We start from the raw sequence: 25,765 nt of genomic DNA, 5'->3' as shown, positions 1-25,765 counted from the left end.
CGCGGGGAACTGCGCGACCAGCCCCCACCGGGCCGCAGTCGACACACCGCCCCTGGGGTTCGGGGCGGAGCCCCGGGGACGTCGACTGCGGGCGCGTCGTGGTTGCTCGCGCCCACGCGGCGGAGCCGCATATGTCAACAGCCCCGCGCCCCTTACGGGGCGCCCTGGCAGCCGAAAATGCATTGGGCCGAACGCCACCGTCGCGGCCACAATCCTCCCCATGCCCCTGAAGTCCCCCGCGGCGTACACAGACGCCCTCCTCGCCACCCTCGACGCGCTGCCCTACCCGCAGCGCATGCGCCACACGGCCGTGGAGGCCAGAGGGCTGAACGCCGCCGAAGGACCGGCCGCCCTGCGCGCAGTCCTGGACGAACTGGACCGCCGCGGCGGCCATTACGAGCGCGCCCTGGCCGCCCACGCCGCCTGGGCCTGCCGCGAGGCGGACTGGCTCGCGGCCCGGCCGGCCGACCCCGACCCGGTCGTCCGCGGGTACGCCGCGACCGCCGTCCGCCACGGCCTCGTCCCGGACGCCGCCGTGACGGCCGCCCTGGACGACGCCCCGGCCGCCGTACGCCGCACGCTGCTCCGGGCCGTCGTCGCAGGCCGGCGGACCGCGCTGGCCGACGCCCTCGTGCGCCCCCTGCGGGAGCGCTGGGGCGACGGCGAGGCGGTGCGGCTGCTGCCCGCCTGCTCCACGGAGACCGTCGCGGAGCTGCTGCCCGGCCTGTTCCACGCCGTCGTCGGCTGGAATCGGCTCGCCGTGCGGCACGCGGCCGTGATCCTCGACGTGGCGGAAGGAGAGCTCACCGCACTCCCCGAGGCCCGGCGGCACGGCTGGTGGCACGCGCATGCGGCAGCGGTGGCGGCTGCGTCCGAGGCCGAACCGCACCGTGTGCTGGGCCTGTTGGAGAACCTCTGCACGGGATCGCTGCCCTGGCCCGTCCGCCGTCGGCTCGGCCGTCTCGCGGCGGCCGACCCCGCCCGTACCGCCCGTCTGCTGCTCGCCCCCGACCGCCACCCGGAGGACCGCCGCACCCTCCCCCGTCCCGTGCTGCGTGCATTCGTGCAGCACGCTCCGGCCGAACTCCCCGAGCTCGCACGCGCGTTGAGCGAGGACGACGCCGCGCTCGTCCGCCTGCTGCGCGAGGTGCCGCCGACGCGCCGTGCGGCGGCCTACGACGCGGCCATGGCCGGCCGGGACATGAGCCGTGCGGTGCTGTCGGACGCCCTCCTCGACGTCCTGCCGCATACGCGGCGCGAGGCCGAGGCGCGGCGGATGGCCGCGCAGGCGCGCGAACGCGGGGCGTCGTGGCACAGGGTCCTGGAGGCCGTCGCGCATCTGCCGGCCGCCGAGGCCCGCGAGGAGCTGCTGGCCGCGACCCGCCGCTCCGCGGCCGACGACCGTGCCCACGGCTACCGGATGCTGTTCCGCAACGCCGGGCGCTCCGGCGACCCCGCCGTCGTCACCGGTCTGCTCGCCGGCCTGACGCGGCTGCGCAACGAGCAGGACCCCGTGCGCTCGCCCGCGCTGGAGGCGCTGGCCCGGATCCACCCGGCGCTGTTCACGGACGCCGCCGCGCCGCACCTGGAACGCATCACGACCGACGCGTGCGAGGCGCGCGACCTGTCCTGGCAGGGCCGCTGCGCTCTCAACGACCTTGCCGTGGCCCTGCTGCGCGAGCACGCGGTCACCGGCGGGCGCGAGCTGACCGACTGGGCGATGCGCACCCTCGGCCGCCTGGCCGGCGCCGACCGCGTGCGGTTCGGCGGCCTGCGCCGCGGCCAGGAGCACCAGGTCTACGAGGCCCTGCGCTCCTGGCTGGAGACGGACGCGGACATGGCCGACTACACGCTGACGTTCACCCTGGCCCGCTCGCTCGGCCGGCGCGCCCGCAACCTGCCCGGCCTGCAGGCGCTCCTGCGCCGGGCGATCGACGACGGCGGCGAGGACACGGTGCGCACGGCCGTCGCCCTGTGGCTGGAGGACCCGGCCGCGCGCGACGAGCGGCTGACGGAGGTCCTCGCCGTGGATCCGTCGGTGGCCACGCTGCACCCCGTGTCCGGGATCCTGGCCCGGCGTCGTACGGACCTGCTCGACGCCGTGCTGACGGGGACGCCGCCGTACGGGCGGTTCCTGCGCGCGGGCAGCCACTGGCTGCCGCCGGTGCACGGTGCGGCGTGCTGGCTGCCGCGTCAACGGGCCGCCGCCGCAAGGATGGTGGGGCGTGCCGCGGACGACGCCTCGCTCCATATGCATCAGCGCGTCACGGCGCTCCACCTCGCCGCCCGGGTGCCCGAGCACGGCACGGAGATCCTCCTGCGTCACGCGGAGTCCCCCGAAGTCGGCCTGGCGGAAGCCGCGTTGGCCGGCCTCGCGCGTACCGGGCGCCCGGGCGACCAGCTGCCCGCACTCCTCGCCCACGCCGGGAGCGACCGGGCCCGGGTCGCGGTCTACGCGGCCACCCGCGCGAGCCGCTACGTCGCACCGTCGCAGCTGGCCGGCATGCTGCGCGGGCTGCTGCTCGCGGAGAAGGGCGTGAAGGTCACCAGCCGCAAGGAGGCGGCCCGGCTGGCCGCGACCGTGCTGCCGGTGCGGGAAGCGGTGTCGCTGCTCGCCGAGGCCTGCGCGCAGCCGGGCCTGCACCACGACGTGCAGGCCGCGTGCGTGGCGTTCACGACCGGGCTGCTGTCCTGCGAGGAGGCCTGGGACCTGCTGGAATCCGCCGCGACCGGGCGGCGCGAACTGCGCCTGGCCGTCCTGCGCACGTGGCCGTTCGGCCTGCCGGAGCACCACCGGGCCCGGTATGCGGAGCTGGTCTGCGCCCTGTGTGACACCGACGACCCCGAGGTCGCGGAGGCCGGGTACCGGGCACTCGGCGAGTGGGCCCGCTGGGCACCGAAGGCGGCCGGGGTGCTGGCGGCGGCCGTCACGGATCTGGACAACCGGTCGAGCTGGCAGGCGGCGGCGCATGCCCTGTGCAGGATCGTGACCGAGGGTGCGCCCGTCACCCCGCTGACGGGCGCGCTGGCGGAGCTCATCGCGGCCGACGCCGCGCCGGACGTCGCCGATGCGGAGCCCGGCCGGGACCGTCCGGCCCGGAGGCGGGTGCGGCACCTGGCGGGCGACGTGGCGGCGCGGGGCCGGTTCCGGCCGATGCGTGCGGCGGTGGTGGAGGTGGCCGAATTCCTCGCCGGTCACGGGGACTTCGTCCCCCAGGCGGCGGAGGTGCTGGTGCAGGCCGCCGACCTGCATGCCGCGCCGGAAGCGCTGGCGGCGGAGCTGCTGCGGCTGGCCCGGCTGCACGAGGGCCGGCCCGCGCTCGCGGTCCGGACGGCCGGTGCGCTGGACGGCCGGCTGCGCGAGCGCAACGTCGGCGGTACGGACCTCGCCGCGGCGGCCGACACCCTGGCGGCGGACGGCGGCTGTGCGGCCGGCCTGTTCGCGGTGACCCTCACCGCGGCGGGCGGCCGCCGCACCGGGTGGGCCGCGCCCTGGCGCGAGCGGCTGCGGGGGCTGAGGCGGCACGGGCATGCGGATGTGCGGGATGCGGCACTGGAGTTGTGCGCCCCGTAAGGGATATGCGGCTCCGCCGCGTGGGCGCGCCCAGGGCCCCGTCAGGGGCGCTGGGGGCACCTCCCAACGCCCCTGACGGGCGCACCGGCTGGAGGCGCCTAGGCCAGGTATCCGCCGTCGATGTTGAGCGTCGTGCCCGTGATGAACGAGGCGGACGGAGAGGCGAGGAAGACGACGCCCGCGGCGATCTCCTCCGGCCGCCCGTACCGCCCCATCGCGTTGGCCGCCCGCTGTGCGTCGGACGTCGGCCCGTCCTGCGGGTTCATGTCGGTGTCGACGGAACCGGACTGGATGACGTTGACGGTGATCCCGCGCGGGGCCAGGTCGAGGGCGGCGCCCTTGCTGTAGGCGACGACGGCGGCCTTGGTCGCCGCGTAGTCGGCCATGCCGGGGGAGGTGGGCCGTGCCGCGAGGTTGGAGCCGATCGTGACGATGCGCCCGCCCTCGCCGAGCACGGTGGACGCGGCCCTTATCGCGGCCGTCACGCCCCCGACGTTGACGGCGAGCTGGTGGTCCAGGGCGGCGGTGTCGGGGTCCTGCTCGTCGACGGTGCCGTGCGCGAACACGCCCGCGTTGTTGACGAGGACGTCCAGCCGCCCGAAGTCCGCGGCCACGCGGGCCACCAGCTCCGCGACCTGGGCGGGGTCCGCCTGGTCGGCCCGGTAGGCGGCGGCGCGGACGCCGTGCCCGTCCTCGATCTCCTTCACGACCCCGTCGGCCTTCTCCGCCGAGGCGGCGTAGCTGATCGCCACATGCGCGCCGGCCTCGGCCAGCGCGCGGGCCGTGGCGGCCCCGATACCGCGCGAACCGCCCGTCACCAGTGCGACCTTGCCCGCCAATGCCTTGGTGCTGCTGCTCATGAGAGCCCTCCCCTGACGACTTCTGTACCGATCGGTACGTAATGAGGGACGCTACCATACCGATCGATACAGAAGTCATCCGAAGCCCTCCGAGGGGAGCCGCCATGGCGACGACGGCCGGACGTCCGCGCGAGTTCGACGTCGACGAACGTCTGGACCGCGCCCTGCGCGTGTTCTGGCGGCACGGCTACGAGGGCACCGCGCTCTCCGATCTCACGGAGGCGATGGGCATCAACCGCCCGAGCCTGTACGCCGCGTACGGCAACAAGGAGGCCCTGTTCCGCAAGTGCCTCGACCGCTATCGGGAGGGTCCGGCGCGTCATGTGCACGAGGCCCTGGAGGAGCCGACGGCGCGGGCCGTGGCGGAACATCTGCTGCGCGGCGTCGTCGAGGTGACCACCCGCGAGGAGGGCCCGGGCTGCCTCATGATCCACGGCGCCCTGGCCACGAGCGACCAGGCCGGCCCGGTCCGCGACGAGGCGGTGGCGCGGCGCCGCGCGGCCGATGCGGCACTGCGCGAGCGCTTCGAACGGGCAGAGCGGGAAGGGGAGTTCCCGGAGGGTACGGACGTCGCCGCACTCGCCGGCTACATCGGCACGATCAGCGCCGGCCTCGCCGTCCAGGCGGCGAGCGGCGCCACACGCGAGGAACTGCAGCGCACGGTGGAGGTGGCGCTGGGGGCGTGGCCGGGGCGCCGCGCCCCGTAAGGGGGCGCGGTCCCGCCCGGCCTGCGGCGGCTACAGCCGCTCGATCACATAGTCGATGCACACCGTGAGCGCCTCGACATCCGCCGGCTCGATCGCCGGGAACATCGCCACGCGCAACTGGTTGCGCCCCAGCTTGCGGTACGGCTCCGTGTCCACGATGCCGTTCGCCCGCAGCGTCGCCGCGACGGCCGCCGCGTCCACGTCGTCCGAGAAGTCGATCGTGCCGATCACCTGCGACCGCTTCGCCGGGTCCGTCACGAACGGCGTCGCGTGCTTCGACGCCTCCGCCCAGCCGTACAGCGCCTGCGACGAGGCCGCGGTGCGGCGCACCGCCCAGTCCAGGCCGCCCTGGCCGTTGAGCCACTCCAGCTGCTCGTTGAGGAGGAACAGGGTGGACAGGGCAGGGGTGTTGTACGTCTGGTTCTTCAGCGAGTTGTCGATCGCGGTCGGCAGCGAGAAGAACTCCGGGACGTGCCGGCCCGATGCGTGGATGCGGGCCGCCCGTTCCAGGGCCGCCGGGGAGAAGGCGGCGAGCCACAGGCCGCCGTCCGAGGCGAAGGACTTCTGCGGGGCGAAGTAGTAGACGTCCGTCTCGGCGATGTCGACGGGCAGGCCGCCCGCGCCCGACGTCGCGTCCACCAGGACGAGCGCGCCCTCGTCCGCACCGGCCACCCGGCGCAGCGGGGCCGCGACACCGGTGGAGGTCTCGTTGTGGGTGAAGGCGTAGACGTCGACGCCCGCCTCCGCCCGCGGCTCCGGGTGGGTGCCCGGCTCCGAGGAGACGACCGTCGGCTCCTCCAGCCACGGCGCGAGCTTCGCGGCCTTGGCGAACTTCGACGAGAACTCGCCGAACGACAGGTGCTGCGACTTGCGCTCGATCAGGCCGTGGGTGGCGACGTCCCAGAAGGCCGTGGAGCCGCCGTTGCCCAGGATCACCTCGTAGCCCTCGGGCAGCGAGAACAGCTCGCGGATGCCGGACCGTACCCGGCCGACCAGGTTCTTCACCGGGGCCTGGCGGTGGGACGTGCCGAGCAGGGAGGTTCCGGTGGCGGCCAGGGCGGCGAGCGCCTCCGGACGCACCTTGGACGGGCCCGCGCCGAAGCGACCGTCGGCGGGCTTGATGTCGGCGGGGATCTGGATATCAGCCACGGGGGCACACTATCGGCCGCGCCTGCCCGCCGAGGAGTTGCGTCCACCCGATGAGACGATCTGTCCGGTGACGTCCGGCTCCGGACGGGCAGGCTCCCCCCATGGCCGATCTTGCTGCTGCCCTCCACGCCGCACTGCGCGCCGCCGTGCGCGGCACCGTCGACTTCTCCGCCTCCGCCCGCGCACTGACGACCATGGACGCCTCCAACTACCGCCGCGTGCCCCTCGGCGTCGTCTCCCCGCGCGACGCGGACGACGTCGCCGCGGCCCTCGCCGTGTGCCGCGGACACGGCGTGCCCGTCGTCGCCCGCGGCGGCGGCACGTCGATCGCCGGACAGGCCACGGGCGAGGGCGTCGTCCTGGACTTCACCCGCCACATGAACGCCGTCGTGGCCGTCGACCGCGAGGCGCGCACCGCCGTCGTCCAGCCGGGGGCCGTCCTCGACGAACTCCGGGCCGCGGCACGGCCGTACGGGCTCACCTTCGGCCCCGACCCCTCCACGCACGGCCGCTGCACGCTCGGCGGCATGATCGGCAACAACGCGTGCGGCGCCCACTCGGTGGCGTGGGGGACGACGGCCGACAACGTCCGCACCCTGGACGTCCTGACCTACGGCGGCGAGCCCGCCCGGCTCGGCCGGGGATACGAGGGTCTGCCGGACCGCCTCGCACACGGCCTGCGCACCCTGGTCGGCGAGCAGTTGGCGGCGCTGCGCACCGGCTTCCCCGACCTGCCGCGCCGCATTTCGGGTTATGCCCTCGACACGCTGCTCCCGGAGCGGGGCACGGACGTGGCCCGCGCCTTCACCGGCAGCGAGGGCACGCTGGGGGTGCTGACGCAGGCGACGGTGCGCCTCGTCGAACCGCCCGCGGCCCGGGCGCTGGCCGTGCTCGGCTACCCGGACGAGAGCGCGGCCGCCGACGCGGCCCATCTTCTCCTGCCGCACGGCCCGTTGACCGTGGAGGGCATGGCCGTCGACCTCGTCCCCGGGGACCGCGCCGGCGATTTGCCGAAGGGAACGGCCTGGCTGTTCGTGGAGGCGGGTGGCAGCACGGCCGCGGAGGCGGCGGCGCGGGCGGAGGCGCTGAGCGGGGCAGCAGACGCGTGCGGCCGGCTCGTCGTCACCGACGCGGCCGCGCAGCGCGCCCTGTGGGCGGTGCGCGAGGACGCGGCCGGCACGGCGACCAGGCTGCCCGGCGGCGGCGAGGCCTGGCCGGGCTGGGAGGACTGCGCGGTTCCGCCCGCGCGGCTCGGCGCGTATCTCCGCGCCTTCCGGGCCCTGTTGACGGAGCACGGGCTGCGCGGCGCACCGTTCGGCCACTTCGGCGAGGGCTGCGTGCACGTGCGCATCGACGTGGACCTGCTGACCGCGGACGGGGTGCGTCGCTACCGGGAGTTCTCGCATGCAATGGCGGAGCTCGTCGTCGCACACGGCGGCTCGCTCTCGGGCGAACACGGCGACGGCCAGGCGAGGGCCGAGCTCCTGCCGCGGATGTACGGGGAGGAGATGGTCCGGCTCTTCGCGCGCTTCAAGGATCTGTGGGACCCGGCGGGCGGCCTCAACCCGGGGATGCTCGTCCGCCCGTACCGCCTGGACGAGAACCTGCGCTTCGCCGTCCGCAAGCCGGTGGACGTCGAGTTCGGCTACCCCGGTGACGGCGGGGACTTCCGGGCCGCGGTGCGGCGCTGCGTGGGCGTCGCCAAGTGCCGGGAGACGGTGACCGGTGGGGCGGGGGTGATGTGCCCGTCGTACCGGGTGACGAGGGACGAACGGCACTCCACGCGAGGGCGGGCACGGCTGTTGCACGAGATGCTGGCGGGGGAGGTGGTGCGGGACGGGTGGCGCTCGGAGGAGGTGCGCGAGGCGCTGGACCTGTGCCTGTCGTGCAAGGGGTGCCGCAGCGACTGCCCGGTCGGGGTGGACATGGCGACGTACAAGGCGGAGTTCCTGCACCACCATTACGCGGGGCGGGTGCGGCCCGCCGCGCACTACGTGCTGGGCGGGCTGCCGGTGTGGCTGCGGGCGGCGTCGGGCGCGGCGCCGCTGCTCAACCGGCTGGCGGCGCTACCGCCGTTGGCGGCGGTGGCCAAGCGGGTCGCGGGCGTAGCGCCGGAACGGGCCATTCCGGAGCTGGCGCGGGAGCCGTTCATGCGGTGGTGGGGAGGGCGGGGCATGGGGGACGTGGTGCTGTGGCCGGACACGTTCACCAACTACCTGTCCCCGCAGGTGGGACGGGCGGCCGTGACGGTCCTGGAGGCGGCCGGACTGCGGGTGACCGTCCCGCGGGCCCCGGTGTGCTGCGGCCTGACCTGGGTCTCGACGGGCCGGCTCACGCGGGCCCGCACGGTGATGCGTCGCACGCTGGACGTGATGGAACCGGCCCTGGCCGCGGGCCTCCCGGTCATCGGCCTGGAACCGAGCTGCACGGCCGCCCTCCGCAGCGACCTGCCGGAGCTGCTCCCCGGCGACCCGCGCGCACACCAACTGGCCGCCTCCGTCCGCACCTTCGCCGAGGCCCTGGAACAACTGGCGCCGGACTGGCGGCCACCCCGCATCGACCGCCCGATCACCGGCCAGACGCACTGCCACCAGCACGCGGTCCTGGGCGACGCGGCGGACCGCCGCCTCCGGCAAGCGGCCGGCCTGACCGGCAACTTGAGCGGAGGCTGCTGCGGCCTCGCCGGAAACTTCGGCTTCGAACGCGGCCACTACGCGGTCTCGGTGGCATGCGCGGAGGAACAACTGCTTCCGGCGCTCCGCGACCGCCCGGAGGGGGCGGAGGTCCTGGCGGACGGCTATTCCTGCCGCACCCAGATCACCCAGCTGGCGGGCGGCCTCCGGGCGCGCCACCTGGCGGAGGTGCTGGCGGAGGGGCTGTGAGGCTCAGAATTCGCCGGTGTCCAGAACGAGTTCGAACGGCTCCGGCAGCCGCAACGGTGTGCCGAACGGGTGCGGACCTTCAGCGTGCTCGTAGCCGAGCGCACCGGGTGCGGAGTACAGCGTCCAGGTCTCGTCCTGCCGGTCGACCAACAGGTAGAGCGGGGCGCCGAACTGGGCGTAGCGCCTGCGCTTGGTCACGCGGTCGGTGTCCCCGTCGGACGGCGAGGTCACCTCCACGATGAGCAGGCTCTGATCGGGCAGAATGCTCGGCGCATCCTTGGCCATGACCTCGCGCGGCACGACCGCGAGGTCGGGGACGTACCAGTTCGGTGTCCCGGGGAGGTCGATGTTGCCGGAGCCGGTACGGCAGCCCAATTCCCGTACCCGAGCGTGGATCTGGTCCCTGATGGACTCGGCCACACCCTCATCCCCCCACGTCGGCGACACCGGCTGGATCACTCCTTCGATGATCTCGGCGCGGTCCCCCGCGACGTGCTGAACGGCGATCTTGAGCGCCCGTTCCAGGTCGGCGGGGTCAGCCGGTTGATAGGGCTGCACACTCACCGTGTACTCCTTCGCTGTGGTGGCGGCTCCGGGGCCGCCGAGGTGCCGCACCCGACGCTATCGCCCCCGCCACCCCCGCGCACCGCCCCCGGCCGAAAGCCGTTCAAGCGCGCTTGCTTGTTTCCCGCCCCCCTGCCACCCTCCTCTGCATGTCCGCGTCAACGCCAACGCGTCTGTTCCCGCCCCCGCCCCCGCTCCGCATCGGGAACGCCTCCGGTTTCTACGGCGACCGGTTCTCCGCACTCCGCGAGATGCTGACCGGCGGGCCGCTCGACGTCGTGACCGGGGACTATCTGGCCGAGCTGACCATGCTGATCCTCGGCCGGGACCGGCTGAAGGACTCCGGCGCGGGGTATGCCCGCACGTTTCTGCGGCAGTTGGAGGAAGGGCTCGGGCTCGCCGTCGAGCGGGGCGTCAAGGTCGTGACGAACGCCGGCGGGCTCAACCCCGCCGGGCTCGCCGAGCGGATCGGCGATCTCGCCGAGCGGCTCGGGGTGCCCGTGCGCGTCGCGCACGTGACCGGCGACGACCTGAGCGCCGAGCGCGAGCGCTGGGGCAAGGGGGTCATCACCGCCAACGCCTACCTCGGCGGCGCCGGGATCGCCGAGTGCCTGCGGGCCGGGGCCGACGTCGTCGTCACCGGACGGGTGACCGACGCGGCCCTCGTCAGCGGGCCCGCCGCCGCGCACTTCGGGTGGTGCGCCGAGGACCTGGACCCGCTCGCCGGTGCCGTCGTCGCGGGGCACATTCTCGAATGCGGGGCCCAGGCGACCGGCGGCAACTACGCCTTCTTCCGCGAACACGACGTCCGCCGCCCCGGCTTCCCCCTCGCCGAGATCCATGCCGACGGCTCGGCCGTCATCACCAAACACCCCGGCACCGGCGGTGCGGTCACGGTCGGCACGGTCACCGCGCAGCTGCTCTACGAGACGGCCGGGGCGTGCTACCCGGGGCCCGATGTGACCGCCCGGCTGGACACCGTCAGGCTCGCGCAGGCCGGACCGGACCGTGTGCGCGTCAGCGGAGTGCGCGGCGAACCGCCGCCGCCCACGCTCAAGGTCGGGCTGACCCGGGCCGGCGGCTGGCGCAACGAAGTCGTCTTCGTGCTGACCGGACTCGACATCGAGGCCAAGGCACAACTGGTGCAGGAGCAGGTGGAGGAGGCCTTCGGCGACCGGCGGCCGGCCGAGGTGCGCTGGACCCTGGCCCGTACCGATCACCCCGACGCGCCCGTCCAGGAGGAGGCGAGCGCGCTGCTGCGGCTCGTCGTGCGCGACCGCGACCCGGACGCCGTCGGCCGGGCGGTCGGTGCCGCGGCCGTCGAGCCGGCCCTGGCCTCGTACCCCGGGTTCCACCTCACGGCCCCGCCCGGGAAGGGCGCGGTGTACGGGGTGTTCGAGGCGGCGTACACCGATGCGGAGAGCGTGCGGCACGTCGCCGTGCTGCCGGACGGCGCCCGGGTGCCGGTGCTTCCGCCGCCCGTACGGGAGTTCCGCGCGCTGCCCGTGCAGGACGCGTTACCCGAGCCGCTGCCCCCGGGGCCCACCCGCCGGGCGCCGCTCGGTCTCGTCGCCGGGGCGCGCAGCGGCGACAAGGGCGGCAGCGCCAACGTGGGCGTCTGGGCCCGGGACGAGACCGCCTGGCGCTGGCTCGCCCACGAACTCACCGTCGAACGGTTCCGGCAACTCCTCCCCGAAACCGCCGCGTTGCCGGTCGAGCGGCACGTCCTGCCCAACCTCCGGTCCCTCAACTTCGTCGTCGACGGCCTGCTCGGCGAGGGCGTCGCCGCGCAGGCCCGCTTCGACCCGCAGGCCAAGGCCGTGGGGGAGTGGCTGCGCGCCCGCCATCTGGACATACCGGAGGAGGTGCTCCCGTGACGGTCCTGAACTCGGCCCTCGACACCGGCGCGCCCGAATTCGCCGCCAACCGCGCCGCCATGCTGGAGAAACTCGCCGCTCTCGACGCCGAGCACGCAAAGGCCCTCGCCGGAGGCGGCGGGAAATACATCGCCCGCCACCGGGCCCGCGGCAAACTGCTCGCCCGGGAGCGGATCGAACTGCTCGTCGACCCGGACACGCCGTTCCTCGAACTCTCCCCGCTCGCCGCCTGGGGCAGCGACCACACCGTCGGCGCCTCGCTGGTCACCGGCATCGGCGTCGTCGAGGGCGTCGAATGCGTCATCACCGCCAACGACCCGACCGTGCGCGGCGGGGCGAGCAATCCCTGGACGTTGAAGAAGGCCCTGCGGGCCCACGAGGTCGCGCACGCCAACCGGCTGCCGCTCATCGGGCTCGTCGAATCCGGCGGCGCCGATCTGCCGTCCCAGAAGGAGATCTTCATCCCCGGCGGGGCCCTCTTCAAGGATCTCACCCGGCTCTCCGCGGCCGGAATCCCCACGGTGGCCGTGGTGTTCGGCAATTCGACGGCGGGCGGTGCGTACGTCCCCGGAATGTCCGACCACGTCGTCATGGTGAAGGACCGGGCCAAGGTCTTCCTCGGCGGACCGCCCCTGGTGAAGATGGCCACGGGCGAGGAGAGCGACGACGAGTCGCTCGGCGGCGCCGCCATGCACGCGAGAACCTCCGGCCTCGCCGACCATTTCGCCGTCGACGAGACCGACGCGCTGCGGCAGGCCCGCCGCATCGTCGCCCGGCTCAATTGGCGCAAGGCACACCCCGATCCGCCGCCCGCCGCGCCTCCGCTGTACGACGAGGACGAACTGCTGGGCATCGTCCCCGGCGACGTCAAAATCCCGTTCGACCCCCGCGAGGTCGTCGCCCGTATCGTCGACGGCTCGGATTTCGACGAGTTCAAGCCGCTCTACGGCACGAGCCTGACGACCGGCTGGGCGGAGCTCCACGGATATCCCGTCGGCATTCTGGCCAACGCGCAGGGCGTGCTCTTCAGCGAGGAGTCGCAGAAGGCCGCGCAGTTCATCCAGTTGGCCAATCAGCGCGACATTCCGCTGCTGTTCCTGCACAACACCACCGGCTACATGGTGGGCCGCGCCTACGAGCAGGGCGGCATCGTCAAACACGGCGCCATGATGATCAACGCGGTGGCGAACTCCCGGGTACCGCACCTGTCCGTGCTGATGGGCGCCTCGTACGGGGCCGGGCACTACGGGATGTGCGGCCGCGCCTACGACCCCCGGTTCCTGTTCTCCTGGCCGAGCGCCAAGTCGGCCGTGATGGGGCCGCAGCAGCTCGCCGGGGTGCTGTCGATCGTGGCCCGGGCGTCGGCGGCGGCGAAGGGGCAGCCGTACGACGAGGAGGCCGACGCGGGGCTGCGGGCCGTGGTGGAGCAGCAGATCGAGTCGGAGTCGCTGCCCGCGTTCCTGTCCGGGCGGCTCTACGACGACGGGGTGATCGATCCGCGCGACACGCGAACCGTGCTGGGCATCTGCCTGTCCGCGATCCACACGGCACCGGTCGAGGGGACACGGGGCGGTTTCGGTGTCTTCCGGATGTGAGGTGGAATGAATAGAGCGATCGTTTCAGTGCTCGTCGCCAACCGCGGCGAGATCGCCTGCCGCATCTTCCGCACATGCCGGGAGCTGGGCATCGGCACGGTGGCCGTCCACGCGGACCCGGACGCGGAGGCCCTGCACGTCCGGGAGGCCGATGCGGCGGTACGGCTCCCGGGAGCGGCGCCCGCGGACACGTACCTGCGGGGCGACCTGATCGTCCGCGCCGCCCTCGCCGCGGGTGCGGATGCCGTGCACCCGGGATACGGATTCCTCTCCGAGAGCGCGGAGTTCGCGCACGCCGTGACGGACGCGGGGCTGCTGTGGATCGGCCCGCCGCCGGAGGCCATGGCCGCCATGGCCTCCAAGACGCACGCCAAACGGATCATGGCGGAGGCCGGGGTGCCGCTCCTGTCGCCGGTCGACCCGGAACGGGCCACCGCCGCCGACATGCCGCTGCTGCTCAAGGCGGCGGCCGGGGGCGGCGGGCGCGGGATGCGGGTGGTACGCGACCTCGCCGCCCTGCAGGCCGAGTTGGCCTCGGCGCGTGCGGAGGCGGCGGCCGCCTTCGGGGACGGCGAGGTGTTCGCGGAGCCGTACGTCGAGGGCGGGCGGCACGTGGAGGTGCAGGTACTCGCGGACGCCCACGGCACGGTGTGGACCCTGGGGACGCGGGACTGCTCGCTGCAGCGCCGCCACCAGAAGGTGATCGAGGAGGCTCCCGCCCCCGCCCTGCCGGACGCCCTGCGCGCGGAGCTCGCGGCGGCGGCGGAGGCCGCGGCACGGGCGGTGGGGTATGTGAGCGCGGGGACGGTCGAGTTCCTGGTGGGGCGGGACGGCCGCCCGTACTTCCTGGAGATGAACACCCGGCTCCAGGTGGAGCATCCGGTCACGGAACGCGTGTACGGGGTCGACCTGGTGGCCCTGCAGATCCGTGTGGCGGAGGGCGGCCGGCTGGACCCGGAGGGGCCGCCCGAGCCCCGCGGGCACGCGGTCGAGGCCCGGCTGTACGCGGAGGACCCGGCGCGCGGGTGGCAGCCGCGGACGGGGACGGTCCACCGGCTCCGCATCCTTGCCGACGGCGCGGTGCGCACCGACGCGGGGATCACCGGCGGCGGCACGGTCACGCCCCACTACGACCCGCTGCTGGCCAAAGTGATCGCCTGGGCCCCCACCCGCCCGGAGGCCGTCCGGCTGCTGGCGGCCGCGCTGGAACGCGCCGAGATCCACGGCCCGGTCACCAACCGCGACCTCCTCGTACGCTCCCTCCGGCACGCCGAGTTCGCGGCCGCCCGCATGGACACCGGCTTCTACGACCGGCACCTGCCCGGCCTGACGGCTCCGCGCGAGGGGGCCCGGCTCGCCGCCCTGGCCGCCGCCCTCGCCGACGCGCAGGGCCGCCACCGCTTCGGCGCCTGGCGCAACCTGCCCTCCCAGCCACAGGTCAAGCGCTACCGGTCCGAGCCGGACGGCACGGAACACGAGATCCGCTACCGCCTCACCCGCGACGGCGGACTCACCGCCGAGGGCTTCGACGGCGTACGCCTCCTCCACGCCGAGCCCGGCGGCATCGTCCTCGAAGTCGACGGCGTGCGACGGCGGTTCGCGGTTGCCGCCTACGCGAACGGAACCCTCGTACACGTCGGCGGGCACACCCTCACCGCCCTGCCCCGCTTCCCCGAACCCGTCGCCCCGCGGGAGTCCGGTTCGCTGCTCGCCCCCATGCCCGGCACGGTCGTCCGGGTGGCCGAGGGCCTCGCCGTGGGCGGCGCCGTGGAAGCCGGCCGGACCCTGCTCTGGCTGGAGGCCATGAAGATGGAGCACCGCATCACCGCACCGGCCTCCGGCACGCTCACCGCCCTGCACGCGATCCCCGGCCGGCAGGTCGAGGTCGGGGAGGTCCTCGCAGTCGTCACGGAGAAGACGGAGAAGGAGGTCCGATGACCCTCGTCGAGACCGACGAACAACGCTCCCTGCGCACCGCCGTCGCCGCCCTCGCAGCCCGCTACGGCCACGCCTATTTCGCCGCCGCCGCGCGCGACGGCCGCACCACGGACGAACTATGGTCTGAGGCAGGCAAGTTGGGCTATCTCGGCGTCAATCTCCCCGAGGAGTACGGCGGCGGAGGCGGCGGCATCACCGAGCTGGCGATCGTGCTGGAGGAACTCGGCGCCGCCGGCTGCCCGCTGCTCCTGCTCGTCGTCTCGCCCGCCATCTGCGGCACCGTGATCGCCCGCTTCGGCACCGACGGGCAGAAGCGCCGCTGGCTGCCCGGCCTGGCCGCGGGCACCCTCCGCATGGCCTTCGGGATCACCGAGCCGGACGCCGGGTCGAACTCCCACCGGCTCACCACCACCGCCCGCCGCGACGGCGACGACTGGATCCTCACAGGACGCAAGGTCTTCATCTCCGGCGTGGACATCGCCGACGCGACCCTCGTCGTCGGACGCACCGAGGACGCCCGGACGGGCCGGCTCAAGCCCTGCCTCTTCATCGTCGAACGCGACACCCCGGGTTTCGTCCGCCGCCCGATCCCCATGGAACTGGCCGCGCCGGAGAAGCAGTTCGAACTCGTCCTGGACGACGTCCGGCTGCCCGCCTCCGCCCTCGTCGGCGACGAGGACGCCGGGCTGCAGCAGCTCTTCGCCGGCCTCAACCCCGAACGCATCATGACCGCGGCGTTCGCGATCGGCATGGCCCGGTACGCGCTCGCACGGGCCGTCGACTACGCGAAGGTCCGGCAGGTGTGGGACGAACCGATCGGCGCCCACCAGGCCGTCGCCCACCCGCTCGCCCGGGCGCACATCGAGACCGAACTGGCGCGGCTGATGATGTACAAGGCCGCGTACCTCTACGACACGGGGGACGACGCGGCCGCGGGCGAGGCCGCCAACATGGCCAAGTACGCCGCCGCGGAGGCGGCCGTCCGCACCGTCGACCAGGCCGTGCACACCCTCGGCGGCAACGGCCTCACCAAGGAGTTCGGCCTCGCGGCGCTGATCACGGCAGCGCGGGTGGCGCGGGTCGCCCCGGTCAGCCGCGAGATGATCCTCAACTACGTCTCGCACCGGACGCTGGGCCTCCCCAAGTCCTACTGAGAGAAGGGAGATTCGCCCATGCCGGTGGTCCGCCGTACGCACGACCAGGGTGTCACCACGCTCACGCTCGACTCGCCGCACAACCGCAACGCCCTCTCCGCCCGCCTGGTGGCGGAACTGCACGAGGAACTGTCCCGGGCGGCGGAGCACCCCGGCACCCGCGCCGTCGTCCTCACCCACACCGGCACCACGTTCTGCGCCGGGGCGGACCTGCGCGACCGGGTGCCCACGGGACCCGACGGGATGGCCCGGCTGCTGCGCAGCATCGTGGAACTGCCCAAGCCCGTCGTCGCCCGCGTCACCGGGCACGTACGGGGCGGAGGGATCGGGCTGCTGGGCGCCTGCGACATCGCCGTGGCCCGGACGGACACGTCCTTCGCCTTCACCGAGGCCCGGCTGGGCCTGGCCCCCGCCGTGATCTCCCTGCCGCTGCTGCCCCGCCTCGCACCGCGGGCCGTGTCCCGCTACTACCTCACCGGCGAACGGTTCGGCGCGGCGGAGGCGGCCCGCATCGGCCTCGTGAGCGTGGCCGCGGACGACGTGGACGAGGCCCTCGCCCCCGTCCTCGACGGCCTGCGCCGCGGCTCCCCGCAGGGCCTGGCCGAGTCCAAGAGACTGGCGACGGCGGACGTACGGCGTGCCTTCGACCGGGACGAGGCGGCCCTTGTCGCCCTGTCGGTACGCCTGTTCGCCTCGGCCGAGGCCCGCGAGGGCATGACCGCCTTCCTGGAACGGCGGGACCCCGCATGGCCGCGGTGACCGCACCCAAACAGGACCGCAGCCGCCTCACCCGGCAGCGCCTCCTCCAGGCCGCGATCGCCTGCCTGGCCGAACACGGCTGGGCGGGCTCGACGGTGGCGGTCGTCGCGGAACGGGCGGGAGTGTCGCGGGGTGCGGCGCAGCACCATTTCCGCACGCGCGAGGACCTGTTCACGGCGGCGGTGGAATACGTGGCCGAGGAGCGCTCGGCGGCTTTGCGCGCGCTACGGGGCCCCGCCTGCCGGGCGGCGGTGGTCTCCGAGCTGGTCGCCCTCTACACGGGCCCGCTGTTCCGCGCCGCGCTGCAGCTGTGGGTGGCGGCGTCGTACGAGGAACAACTGCGCCCGCGCGTGACGGCGTTGGAGGCCCGGGTGGGCCGCGAGGTCCACCACATGGCGGTGGAACTGCTGGGCGCGGACGAGTCGGTACCGGGGGTGCGGGAAACGGTACAGGGCCTGCTGGACATGGCCCGGGGGCTGGGCCTGGCAACCTTGCTGACCGATGACGCGGCACGCCGGGAACGGGTGGTGGCGCAGTGGGTACGGATATTGGACGGGGTGCTGGGGGACGCCCCGTAAGGGGCGCGGGGAACTGCGCGATCAGCCCCCACCGGCCCGCAGCCGACGCACCACCCCTGGGGGCCGGGGCGAAGCCCCGGGAGCCTCGACTGCGGGAACGTCGTGGCTGCTCGCGCAGTTCCCCGCGCCCCTTACGGGGCGCTTCGCCTGACGGACGTCTCACGGTCACCCCCCGTCGGTTCCGCTGCACGCGCACCCCGGCTACGGTGCGGCCCGGTTCGAACACCGATCCGAGGAGGAGCCGCCGCATGTCCCCCATCACGCGCCGCACGTTCATAGGCACCTCGGCGGCAGCCGCAGCCGCAGCCGCGGCAGCGATAGGCACCGGCACTGCTGCCCCCGCGGCAGCGGCCGCCGCCGGAGACGTCAGACACGTCGTCATCCTCATGCAGGAGAACCGCAGCTTCGACCACTACCTCGGCACCCTCCCCGGCGTCCGCGGCTTCGACGACCGCCAGGGCCTCGTCCTCCCCGACGGCAGCAGCGTGCTGCGCCAGCCCGACCCCGCCCGCAAGGACGGCGGCTACCTCCTCCCGTACCGCATGGACACCACCCGCTTCAACGCGCAGAACGCCGACGGGCTGCCGCACGACTGGTCGACCGGTCACACCGCCATCAACCACGGTGCGATGAACAAGTGGGTCTCCGCCAAGGGCGAGCGCTGCATGGGCTACTTCACGCGGGAGGACATCCCGTACCAGTACGCCCTCGCCGACGCGTTCACCGTCGCCGACCACTACTTCTGCTCCGTGGCCGGCCCCACCGACCCCAACCGCCTCTATCTGTGGACGGGCACGTCCGGCCCCGGCACGGACGGCACGACCGGTCCGTTCACCGACAACAGCGTCGTCACCGACAACCCCGTCGCCGACTGGACCACCTACGCCGAGCGGCTCCAGCAGGCCGGCATCAGCTGGCGCGTCTACCACAACCCCGGCAAGGACGACCGCTACGGCGACTACGACGACAACGCCCTGTCCTACTTCCGGCAGTTCCACGACTTCGCGCAGGACGACCCGCGCTACGTCAACGCGATGACGAAGTTCGACCTGACCGCCTTCGACCAGCACTGCAAGGACGGCACACTGCCCACCGTCTCCTGGCTGGTCGCCCCGTACCTCTTCTCCGAACACCCCTCCGCCAGCCCGGACTACGGTGCCGACTACGTCAACACGGCTCTCCAGTCGCTCTTCTCGAACCCCGAGGTCTGGAAGCACACCGTCTTCCTGGTCATGTACGACGAGAACGACGGCTACTTCGACCACGTCGTGCCGCCCTTCCCGCCCGCCGGCACGCCGGACGAGTTCGTGAACGGCCAGCCGATCGGTCTGGGCAACCGCGTCCCCCTGTGGGTGATCTCGCCCTGGTCGCGCGGTGGCTGGACCAACTCGCAGGTCTTCGACCACACTTCCGTGCTGCGTTTCCTGGAGCATGTGACGGGCGTGCAGGAGCCCAACATCAGCGCCTGGCGGCGCGCGGTGTGCGGCGATCTGACGAGCTGCTTCGACTTCTCCCGGCCGGACTACTCCGTTCCGTCCCTGCCCGACACCAAGGCACTCGTCCGCAAGGCCGATCAGAGCGCCAAGCTGCCGCCGGTGAAGCTGCCGGCCCGCGGGCAGCAGACGAGCCCGGTCCAGGAGCCGGGCACCCGGCCGTTCCGTCCGCTGCCGTACGCGCCGGACGCGACGGTGAGCGTGGACGCGCAGAGCGGCAAGGCGGTGTGCACCCTGCGCAACACCGGCAGTGCGGCCTTCCACTTCACCGTCTTCCCGAACGCTCATCTGCCCTTCGCCGGAACGCCGTTCACGGTCGATGCGGGCGGCAGCGCGGAATACGTCTGGGACACGGCAGCGACCGGCGGTGCGTACGACTTCACGGTCTACGGCGCCGACGGCTTCGTCCGCCGCTTCAAGGGCACGGCGGCCGCGCACACCACCGAGGTGACCGGCACGCCGGGCCGCTCCGGCCTCGCCCTCCAGGTCACGCATGCCGAATCGGCCGACTTCACGTTCACACCGAACGGCTCCGGCGGCACACGCCGGACGGTGACGGTGCAGGGCTCGCAACCGGTGAACTGGCCGGTGACCTCCGGCCGTTACGACGTGACCGTCAGCGGCCCGGACGGCTTCCTGCGCCGGCTGGCGGGCACGTACTACGGACACCGCTGAGCGCAGCGGCTGTGTGCGGGGCGCGACAGCATCGCGCCCCGCACCGCCTGTTCAGCCTGCTCAGTCCGCTCAGCCTGCTCAGTCCGTGATGTCGGCGTAGCCCTCGATCTCGCGCGGGTCGCGCGGCCCCGGGCCCACGTAGCGTGCCGTGGGGCGCACGAGGCGGCCCGTGCGCTTCTGCTCCAGGATGTGCGCGCTCCAGCCCGCCGTGCGGGCGCAGGTGAACATCGAGGTGAACATGTGCGCCGGGACCTCCGCGAAGTCCAGGACGATGGCCGCCCAGAACTCCACGTTGGTGGCCAGGACCCGGTCCGGGCGGCGGTTGTGCAGCTCCTCCAGCGCCGCCTTCTCCAGCGCCTCGGCGACCTCGTACCGCGGGGCTGCCAGCTCCTTGGCCGTGCGGCGCAGGACGCGCGCGCGGGGGTCCTCGGCGCGGTAGACGCGGTGCCCGAAGCCCATGAGGCGCTCGCCCTTGTCCAGGGCGGCCTTGACGTAGGCCTCCGCGTCGCCCGTGCGCTCGATCTCCTCGATCATGCCGAGGACACGGGAGGGCGCCCCGCCGTGCAGCGGGCCGGACATGGCGCCGACCGCGCCGGACAGGGCGGCCGCCACGTCCGCGCCGGTGGAGGCGATGACGCGGGCGGTGAAGGTGGAGGCGTTCATGCCGTGCTCGGCTGCCGAGGTCCAGTACGCGTCGACGGCCTTGACGTGCCGCGGGTCGGGCTCGCCGCGCCAGCGCTTCATGAAGCGCTCGACCACGGTGTCCGCCTTGTCGATCTCGCGCTGCGGCACCATCGGCAGTCCCTGGCCGCGGGCCGACTGGGCGACGTACGACAGGGCCATGACGGCCGCCCGGGCGAGGTTGTCGCGGGCGGTGGCCTCGTCGATGTCCAGCAGTGGTTTGAGGCCCCACACGGGCGCGAGCATCGCGAGGGCCGACTGCACGTCGACGCGGATGTCGCCCGAGTGGACCGGGATGGGGAAGGGCTCGGCCGGCGGCAGTCCCGGGTTGAACGATCCGTCGACGAGCAGGCCCCACACGTTCCCGAAGGACACGTGGCCGACCAGGTCCTCGATGTCGACGCCTCGGTAGCGGAGCGAGCCGCCTTCCTTGTCGGGTTCGGCGATCTCCGTTTCGAACGCGACGACTCCCTCGAGTCCGGGTACGAAGTCGGACATCAGGCGGCTCCTCATGATGTGTTCGACAAGCGACTGCTGACCGTCCGGCGGGATCTCCGGCCGATGGTCAAAGAATGTCTGCTGCGGTCTGCTTCTGGCGGCGCCGAGCGGGATACGCGGCTGCGTGGCGCGGCTCGCGGTCCGTTTCGGTCAACCCGGTCATGCCCCGTGCGGCTGTACTTCACCCGGTTCTTCACCCGGCCTCCGCAGAAGGCCTGCTCCGCTCCGGGCCGGAATCGACAGCCGGTGGGGCGGATGTGGCACAGCTGTCCACTGCGTGATTCTGGGGGTTCGCCGGGCGCGGGGGAAGGTGATGTCCGGCACACGCCCCTTTCCCCGGCCCGGAGGTTTGGAACGGGCGGCACGGGGCAGGCTCGACGGCCGCGCGGGCCCCCTCGGCCTTTCCCGGCCTCCGCCCGTCCGGCAGGATGAGCCCGTGTCCCACGCCGATGATCTCGATCCCGCCGCCATGCGCGCGCAGTACCAGTCCACCGGCCTCGCGGAGGAGGACCTGGCCGCCGGTCCGTACGAGCAGTTCGGCCGCTGGTTCGCGCAGACCGCCGCGAACGGGCTGCACGAGCCCAACGCCATGATCGTCTCCACGGCGGACGCGGCCGGACGGCCCAGCTCCCGGACGGTCCTGCTCAAGGCCTACGACGACAGCGGCTTCGTCTTCTACACCAACTACGGCTCCCGCAAGGCCCGGGAGATCGCGGAGAACGCCCACGTCTCCCTGCTCTTCCCCTGGCACCCGATGGCCCGCCAGGTCATCGTCACCGGTACGGCCGCCCGGGTGGCGCCGGAGGAGACGGCCGCCTACTTCCGCTCCCGGCCGCACGGTTCGCAGATCGGGGCCTGGGCCAGCGCCCAGTCGACGGTGGCCGCCTCGCGCGCCGAGATCGACGAGGCCTACGAACGCACCGCCGCCCGTTTCCCCGAGGGCGAGCCGGTGCCGGTGCCGCCGCAGTGGGGCGGCTTCCGGGTGAGCGCGGAGACCGTGGAGTTCTGGCAGGGGCGCGAACACCGGCTGCACGACCGGCTGCGGTACGTGCGCACGGAGGACGGCGGCTGGCGCGTCGAGCGGCTCTGCCCGTAGCGCGCCTCGGAAACGCAGACGATCCGCGGGCCGGTTACCGCCGCGCCTTGCGGCGCGGCGGTGCCGAGCGGACGACTCGGCGGCCCACGGATCGGGTGACTGCCTGGGATTGGCCGGCGACGCCGGCGCTGCGTAGTACGCGACGACGGGCGCTAGCCCGCAGTCACCTCACGCGTCCGGATGTAAACCATGTCCCGAACCACCTCCCTTCTCGTGTGCCCCACAGCCTAGGAAGGCCCCGGCGGGGTCACAACCGGTTTTTCCCGTGAACGGATTTCACGGAAGACGGCGCGGTGCCCGTCACGGTCGAGTTGAATGACCCGTCGTGCAGGACATGCAGACGCGTCCAGCAGGGGGTACCCCGTGACCGTTCCACATTCCTCAGGCCCTGCCGCAGCCGCCTCGGACAGCGACGACCACGACCTTCTCGTCGCGCTCCTCGACGGCATGGACGCCGCGCTGTTCGCCATCGACGCGAACGGCACGGTGACGCACTGGAACCGCGAGGCCGAGCGGATACTCGGCTGGACCGCCGAAGAAGCCGTCGGGCGGTGCGGGCTGGCGGGCTGGGCGGTGCGCGACGCGGACGCGGAAGAAGTGACCGCCCGGCTGCTCGGTGCGATGAAGGCGCACGGCCGGCAGGTGGACGAGTTCGCCCTGCTGACAAAAGAGGGCGGCCGGATCCTCGTCCGGGTGCAGTCCTCCGTGGTGCACGGCGCGGACGGCGGAGCGGCAGGCGTGTACTGCGCGTTCAGCGAAGTGCACACCCAGATCGACCTGGAGCGCTCGGTCGCCCTCAGCGAGGCGCTGTTCGGCGAGGCGTCCTGGGGCGTGGTGCTGGTCGACGCGGACCTGCGGCCCGCGCTGGCCAACGCGCACGCCGCGCGGGCGCTGCGGACGAGCCGCACGGCCCTGCTGGGCCGGCCGCTCGGGGAGCTCCTCGAACAGGGCGTGGAGGACCTGGAGGGCGCCCTCCAGCACGTCCTCGCCGCCGGCGCGCCGCCCGCACCGACGGACCTGTGGGTCACGCTGCGGGGCGATCGCGGAGCCCCGGTGCCGGAACGGCGCTGCTGGCGCTCGGGGTTCCTGCGCCTGGCCACCCCGCTGGCCGAGGAACCGGTGCCGCTCGGAGTGGCCTGGCTCTTCCTGGACGTCACCAAGACGCGGCTCGCCGAACAGGAGAGCGCCAGACTGCGGTTCCGCGGCAGCCAGCTGCACCGCGCGGGGCGCGCGGTGGCGGAGTGCGAGGACCCGATGGAAGCGGCGGCGCTCTACATGGACTTCGCGCTGGCCGGCTTCGCGGACCACGCGCTGATCGACCTGCTGCCGGCCGCCGAGACGGCACCGGACGGCCCGATCCGCCTGGTCCGCGCCGCGGCCACACCGGCCGGCGCCCCCGGACAGACGCCCCTGCCGGGCGGCGGCCTGCCGGTCCCGTACATGGACGGCCACCCCGCCCTCCAGGCCGTCGAACGCTGCGGCTCCGTCCGCGCGGCCTCGGACCGCACGGAGGACTGGGCGGCGGCCCGCAAGTGGCCGGACGGCACGCGCCACGCCCTGTCGACGGCACTGCGAAGCCGGGGCAGGACGGTGGGGGTGGTGACGTTCCTGCGCGGGGCGTCCCGCAGGGCGTTCGACAGGGCGGACGCGATGTACGCGGAGGACATCGCGTCAAGGGTGGCGGCGTCAGTGGATTTGGCGGGGGAGTTGGGGCCGTAGGGGGCCGCGCCCCGTCAGGGGCGCGGGGAACTGCGCGACCGGCCACAGCCGACCCGCAGCCGACTCAGTACCGAAAGAAGATCCGGTCTCGATACTCGGCCAGCACCTGCCCGTTCCACTCATGCCCCCCGTCGACGTTGCCGGAGCGAAGCACCGGCGGGTTGACACCCCGCGCGGCAAGCTCTCCGGTGGCGGACGCCACGATGGCCTGCAAAGCCGCGCTGGCGACCACGGTGGACGCAGGCCCGAACCGCCCCTCCAGGCCCTCGGCAGAGAGCTCCGCATCGCCCGGCGCCACCTTGCTGTCGATGACGACGTCGCAGTGGTCCTTGAGGAACGTCCCGGACACGTGCCGGGACTTCGTCTCCTCCGCGTACGCCAGTGACGTCAGACCGACGACCGTCAGTCCGAGCGCCCGCGCGTTCATGGCCATCTCCACCGGCAGCGAGTTCCGCCCGGACAGCGAGATGACGATCAGCAGGTCGCCCGGCTGCGCCGGGCTCGTGTCGAGGACGGCACCGGCGAGTCCGCCGACCCGTTCGAGCGCGCTGCCGAGCGTCGCCGGCATCACGTCCACGCCGACGGCCCCCGGTACGGACAGAAGGTTCATCAGGGCGAGGCCGCCCGCCCGGTAGACCACGTCCTGTGCGGGCAGCGAGGAGTGGCCGGCGCCGAAGACGAACAGCCGCCCGCCCGCCTCGACCGTGTCGGCGATCAGGGAACCGGCCGCGGCGATCGCCCCGGCCTCCTCGTCGCGCACCCGCTGGAGCAGTCCGATCGCTGCGTCGAGGAACTGCCCGGCCAACTGGTGCTCGCTCATCGCTCAGGGACTCCTTGTGCGTCGGGGGCGCGCGGATCACGTTGCGGTCTGGACCAGCGCCCTGTCAATACGGGCGGGCCCCGGCGGGGCCGTACGCGGCACCGTTGTCGGTGGTATGCGTCAGAATTGAGTCCAGGGCCAGGCCAGCGCACTACGTATCGAGGGGCACGCATGTCCGGACTGATCGACACCACGGAGATGTATCTCCGCACCATCCTTGAGCTGGAAGAGGAAGGTGTGGTCCCCATGCGCGCCCGCATCGCCGAGCGGCTCGACCAGAGCGGCCCGACGGTGAGCCAGACCGTGGCCCGCATGGAGCGCGACGGACTGGTGACGGTCGCCGGTGACCGTCACCTGGAGCTCACCGAGGAGGGCCGCCGCCTGGCCACGCGCGTGATGCGCAAGCACCGGCTCGCCGAGTGCCTGCTCGTCGACGTGATCGGCCTGGAGTGGGAGCAGGTGCACGCCGAGGCCTGCCGCTGGGAGCATGTGATGAGCGAGGCCGTGGAGCGCCGTGTGCTGGAGCTCCTGCGGCACCCCACGGAGTCGCCCTACGGCAACCCGATCCCGGGCCTGGAGGAGCTGGGCGAGAAGGCCGAGGCCGATCCGTTCCTCAACGCCGGCATGGTCAGCCTGATGGAGCTGGAGCCCGGCAGCGAGGGCAAGACCGTGGTCGTCCGCCGCATCGGCGAGCCGATCCAGACGGACGCCCAGCTGATGTACACGCTGCGCCGCGCAGGGGTGCAGCCGGGTGCGGTCGTCAGTGTGACGGAGTCCCCCGGTGGGGTGATGGTGGGCAGCAGCGGCGAGGCCGCCGAGCTCGAGCCGGACATCGCCTCGCACGTCTTCGTCGCCAAGCGCTGACCCCCGCCGCAGTCCCTGCGGCACCCGCTGCGACCTGCCGGGCCCTGCCTCCGCCCGGCAGGCCGGTGACGCCTGGGGCGGCAGGAGCCGTCCCTTCCGATCAACTCCCCTGTTTCCGCCCGGAGTCGGCGGAATCGGCGCGCCCGGGGCCGAGCCGTGCCAGGCTGGCGCTGAGGCATATGCACACGCGCGCCGCCGACCGGGGGAGGGGGCTTGGGTCCGATGAGGCCGCTGGGGCGTCCCGATGCTCCGTATGCCGCCGTTGTCCTGCACGACGAAGGG

General features: G+C 73.6%; 18 protein-coding genes. 13 read left to right on the top strand and 5 right to left on the bottom strand.

Annotated features, from left to right (window positions below; translation table 11 throughout):
* Positions 1-220 precede the first annotated feature (220 nt).
* Entirely contained in the window at positions 221-3,574 is a 3,354-nt protein-coding gene (locus HG542_RS06070; RefSeq protein ID WP_171079011.1) for a hypothetical protein, read from the top strand.
* A 98-nt stretch (positions 3,575-3,672) separates the two neighbouring features.
* Here HG542_RS06070 and HG542_RS06065 read toward each other — a convergent pair whose 3' ends face one another.
* Positions 3,673-4,434 carry an SDR family NAD(P)-dependent oxidoreductase gene (locus tag HG542_RS06065; RefSeq protein WP_171079010.1) on the bottom strand — a complete coding sequence of 254 codons (762 nt, stop codon included), beginning with the start codon at positions 4,432-4,434 and terminating at the stop codon, positions 3,673-3,675.
* Between the two features lie 104 nt (positions 4,435-4,538).
* Here HG542_RS06065 and HG542_RS06060 point away from each other — a divergent pair, with 104 nt between their 5' ends.
* Complete coding sequence (locus HG542_RS06060; protein WP_171079009.1) at positions 4,539-5,141, top strand: TetR/AcrR family transcriptional regulator; 603 nt, start codon at positions 4,539-4,541, stop codon at positions 5,139-5,141.
* A gap of 30 nt (positions 5,142-5,171) precedes the next feature.
* Here the strand turns inward: HG542_RS06060 and serC are convergent, their stop codons facing one another.
* On the bottom strand, positions 5,172-6,290 hold the full coding sequence (gene serC / locus HG542_RS06055; RefSeq protein ID WP_171079008.1) for a phosphoserine transaminase: 1,119 nt from the start codon (positions 6,288-6,290) through the stop codon (positions 5,172-5,174).
* Between the two features lie 101 nt (positions 6,291-6,391).
* Between serC and HG542_RS06050 the strand changes: the two genes are divergently transcribed.
* Positions 6,392-9,172 (top strand): FAD-binding and (Fe-S)-binding domain-containing protein, encoded by a 2,781-nt coding sequence (locus tag HG542_RS06050; RefSeq protein ID WP_171079007.1) that lies wholly within the window; start codon positions 6,392-6,394, stop codon positions 9,170-9,172.
* Positions 9,173-9,175: 3 nt separating this feature from the next.
* Here HG542_RS06050 and HG542_RS06045 read toward each other — a convergent pair whose 3' ends face one another.
* Positions 9,176-9,736, bottom strand: a complete 561-nt coding sequence (locus HG542_RS06045; RefSeq protein WP_171079006.1) for a Uma2 family endonuclease — start codon at positions 9,734-9,736, stop codon at positions 9,176-9,178.
* A gap of 149 nt (positions 9,737-9,885) precedes the next feature.
* On the opposite strand from HG542_RS06045, the gene HG542_RS06040 reads away from it, so the two are divergent.
* The 7 genes from HG542_RS06040 to HG542_RS06010 all read left to right on the top strand — a co-directional run bounded on the left by HG542_RS06040 (position 9,886) and on the right by HG542_RS06010 (position 19,805).
* Positions 9,886-11,613, top strand: coding sequence for an acyclic terpene utilization AtuA family protein (locus tag HG542_RS06040; protein ID WP_171079005.1), 1,728 nt, complete (start codon positions 9,886-9,888; stop codon positions 11,611-11,613).
* Complete coding sequence (locus HG542_RS06035) at positions 11,610-13,208, top strand: acyl-CoA carboxylase subunit beta (RefSeq protein ID WP_171079004.1); 1,599 nt, start codon at positions 11,610-11,612, stop codon at positions 13,206-13,208. Before HG542_RS06040 ends, HG542_RS06035 begins: the two co-directional genes overlap by 4 nt.
* 6 nt (positions 13,209-13,214) lie before the next feature.
* Complete coding sequence (locus HG542_RS06030; RefSeq protein ID WP_171079003.1) at positions 13,215-15,146, top strand: acetyl/propionyl/methylcrotonyl-CoA carboxylase subunit alpha; 1,932 nt, start codon at positions 13,215-13,217, stop codon at positions 15,144-15,146.
* Positions 15,143-16,300: an acyl-CoA dehydrogenase family protein gene (locus HG542_RS06025; protein WP_171079002.1), complete on the top strand. Its 1,158-nt coding sequence runs from the start codon at positions 15,143-15,145 to the stop codon at positions 16,298-16,300. The genes HG542_RS06030 and HG542_RS06025 overlap by 4 nt, the downstream gene beginning before the upstream one ends.
* 18 nt (positions 16,301-16,318) lie before the next feature.
* Positions 16,319-17,059 (top strand): enoyl-CoA hydratase family protein, encoded by a 741-nt coding sequence (locus tag HG542_RS06020; RefSeq protein WP_171079001.1) that lies wholly within the window; start codon positions 16,319-16,321, stop codon positions 17,057-17,059.
* Positions 17,047-17,637 (top strand): TetR/AcrR family transcriptional regulator, encoded by a 591-nt coding sequence (locus HG542_RS06015; RefSeq protein ID WP_171079000.1) that lies wholly within the window; start codon positions 17,047-17,049, stop codon positions 17,635-17,637. The genes HG542_RS06020 and HG542_RS06015 overlap by 13 nt, the downstream gene beginning before the upstream one ends.
* A gap of 248 nt (positions 17,638-17,885) precedes the next feature.
* The gene (locus tag HG542_RS06010; protein WP_171078999.1) at positions 17,886-19,805 is read left to right on the top strand and encodes a phosphocholine-specific phospholipase C; all 1,920 of its coding nucleotides are present in this window, start codon (positions 17,886-17,888) and stop codon (positions 19,803-19,805) included.
* A 78-nt stretch (positions 19,806-19,883) separates the two neighbouring features.
* Here the strand turns inward: HG542_RS06010 and HG542_RS06005 are convergent, their stop codons facing one another.
* Complete coding sequence (locus HG542_RS06005; protein ID WP_171078998.1) at positions 19,884-20,984, bottom strand: citrate synthase 2; 1,101 nt, start codon at positions 20,982-20,984, stop codon at positions 19,884-19,886.
* Positions 20,985-21,453: 469 nt separating this feature from the next.
* On the opposite strand from HG542_RS06005, the gene pdxH reads away from it, so the two are divergent.
* Positions 21,454-22,080: a pyridoxamine 5'-phosphate oxidase gene (pdxH, locus tag HG542_RS06000; protein ID WP_227726472.1), complete on the top strand. Its 627-nt coding sequence runs from the start codon at positions 21,454-21,456 to the stop codon at positions 22,078-22,080.
* Between the two features lie 315 nt (positions 22,081-22,395).
* Positions 22,396-23,799 carry a PAS domain-containing protein gene (locus HG542_RS05995; protein WP_171078996.1) on the top strand — a complete coding sequence of 468 codons (1,404 nt, stop codon included), beginning with the start codon at positions 22,396-22,398 and terminating at the stop codon, positions 23,797-23,799.
* A gap of 64 nt (positions 23,800-23,863) precedes the next feature.
* Here the strand turns inward: HG542_RS05995 and HG542_RS05990 are convergent, their stop codons facing one another.
* Positions 23,864-24,619 (bottom strand): SIS domain-containing protein, encoded by a 756-nt coding sequence (locus HG542_RS05990; RefSeq protein WP_171078995.1) that lies wholly within the window; start codon positions 24,617-24,619, stop codon positions 23,864-23,866.
* Positions 24,620-24,790: 171 nt separating this feature from the next.
* Between HG542_RS05990 and HG542_RS05985 the strand changes: the two genes are divergently transcribed.
* On the top strand, positions 24,791-25,483 hold the full coding sequence (locus HG542_RS05985; RefSeq protein WP_171078994.1) for an iron-dependent transcriptional repressor DtxR: 693 nt from the start codon (positions 24,791-24,793) through the stop codon (positions 25,481-25,483).
* The last annotated feature ends 282 nt before the right edge of the window (positions 25,484-25,765 follow it).

This window comes from Streptomyces morookaense (assembly GCF_013030945.1).
Taxonomy (GTDB): Bacteria; Actinomycetota; Actinomycetes; order Streptomycetales; family Streptomycetaceae; genus Streptomyces; species Streptomyces morookaensis.
Note: the sequence above shows the minus strand (reverse complement) of the source record. Positions and strands in the feature narration are given on the sequence as shown.

Coding starts and splice junctions, on each gene's coding strand:
- HG542_RS06015 (WP_171079000.1), top strand. CDS start 17,047: ATGGCCGCGGTGACCGCACCCAAACAGGACCGCAGCCGCCTCACCCGG.
- HG542_RS06030 (WP_171079003.1), top strand. CDS start 13,215: ATGAATAGAGCGATCGTTTCAGTGCTCGTCGCCAACCGCGGCGAGATC.
- HG542_RS06070 (WP_171079011.1), top strand. CDS start 221: ATGCCCCTGAAGTCCCCCGCGGCGTACACAGACGCCCTCCTCGCCACC.
- HG542_RS05995 (WP_171078996.1), top strand. CDS start 22,396: ATGACCCGTCGTGCAGGACATGCAGACGCGTCCAGCAGGGGGTACCCC.
- HG542_RS06005 (WP_171078998.1), bottom strand. CDS start 20,984: ATGTCCGACTTCGTACCCGGACTCGAGGGAGTCGTCGCGTTCGAAACG.
- pdxH (WP_227726472.1), top strand. CDS start 21,454: ATGCGCGCGCAGTACCAGTCCACCGGCCTCGCGGAGGAGGACCTGGCC.
- HG542_RS06010 (WP_171078999.1), top strand. CDS start 17,886: ATGTCCCCCATCACGCGCCGCACGTTCATAGGCACCTCGGCGGCAGCC.
- HG542_RS06050 (WP_171079007.1), top strand. CDS start 6,392: ATGGCCGATCTTGCTGCTGCCCTCCACGCCGCACTGCGCGCCGCCGTG.
- HG542_RS06020 (WP_171079001.1), top strand. CDS start 16,319: ATGCCGGTGGTCCGCCGTACGCACGACCAGGGTGTCACCACGCTCACG.
- HG542_RS06060 (WP_171079009.1), top strand. CDS start 4,539: ATGGCGACGACGGCCGGACGTCCGCGCGAGTTCGACGTCGACGAACGT.
- HG542_RS06065 (WP_171079010.1), bottom strand. CDS start 4,434: ATGAGCAGCAGCACCAAGGCATTGGCGGGCAAGGTCGCACTGGTGACG.
- HG542_RS05985 (WP_171078994.1), top strand. CDS start 24,791: ATGTCCGGACTGATCGACACCACGGAGATGTATCTCCGCACCATCCTT.
- HG542_RS06040 (WP_171079005.1), top strand. CDS start 9,886: ATGTCCGCGTCAACGCCAACGCGTCTGTTCCCGCCCCCGCCCCCGCTC.
- HG542_RS05990 (WP_171078995.1), bottom strand. CDS start 24,619: ATGAGCGAGCACCAGTTGGCCGGGCAGTTCCTCGACGCAGCGATCGGA.
- HG542_RS06025 (WP_171079002.1), top strand. CDS start 15,143: ATGACCCTCGTCGAGACCGACGAACAACGCTCCCTGCGCACCGCCGTC.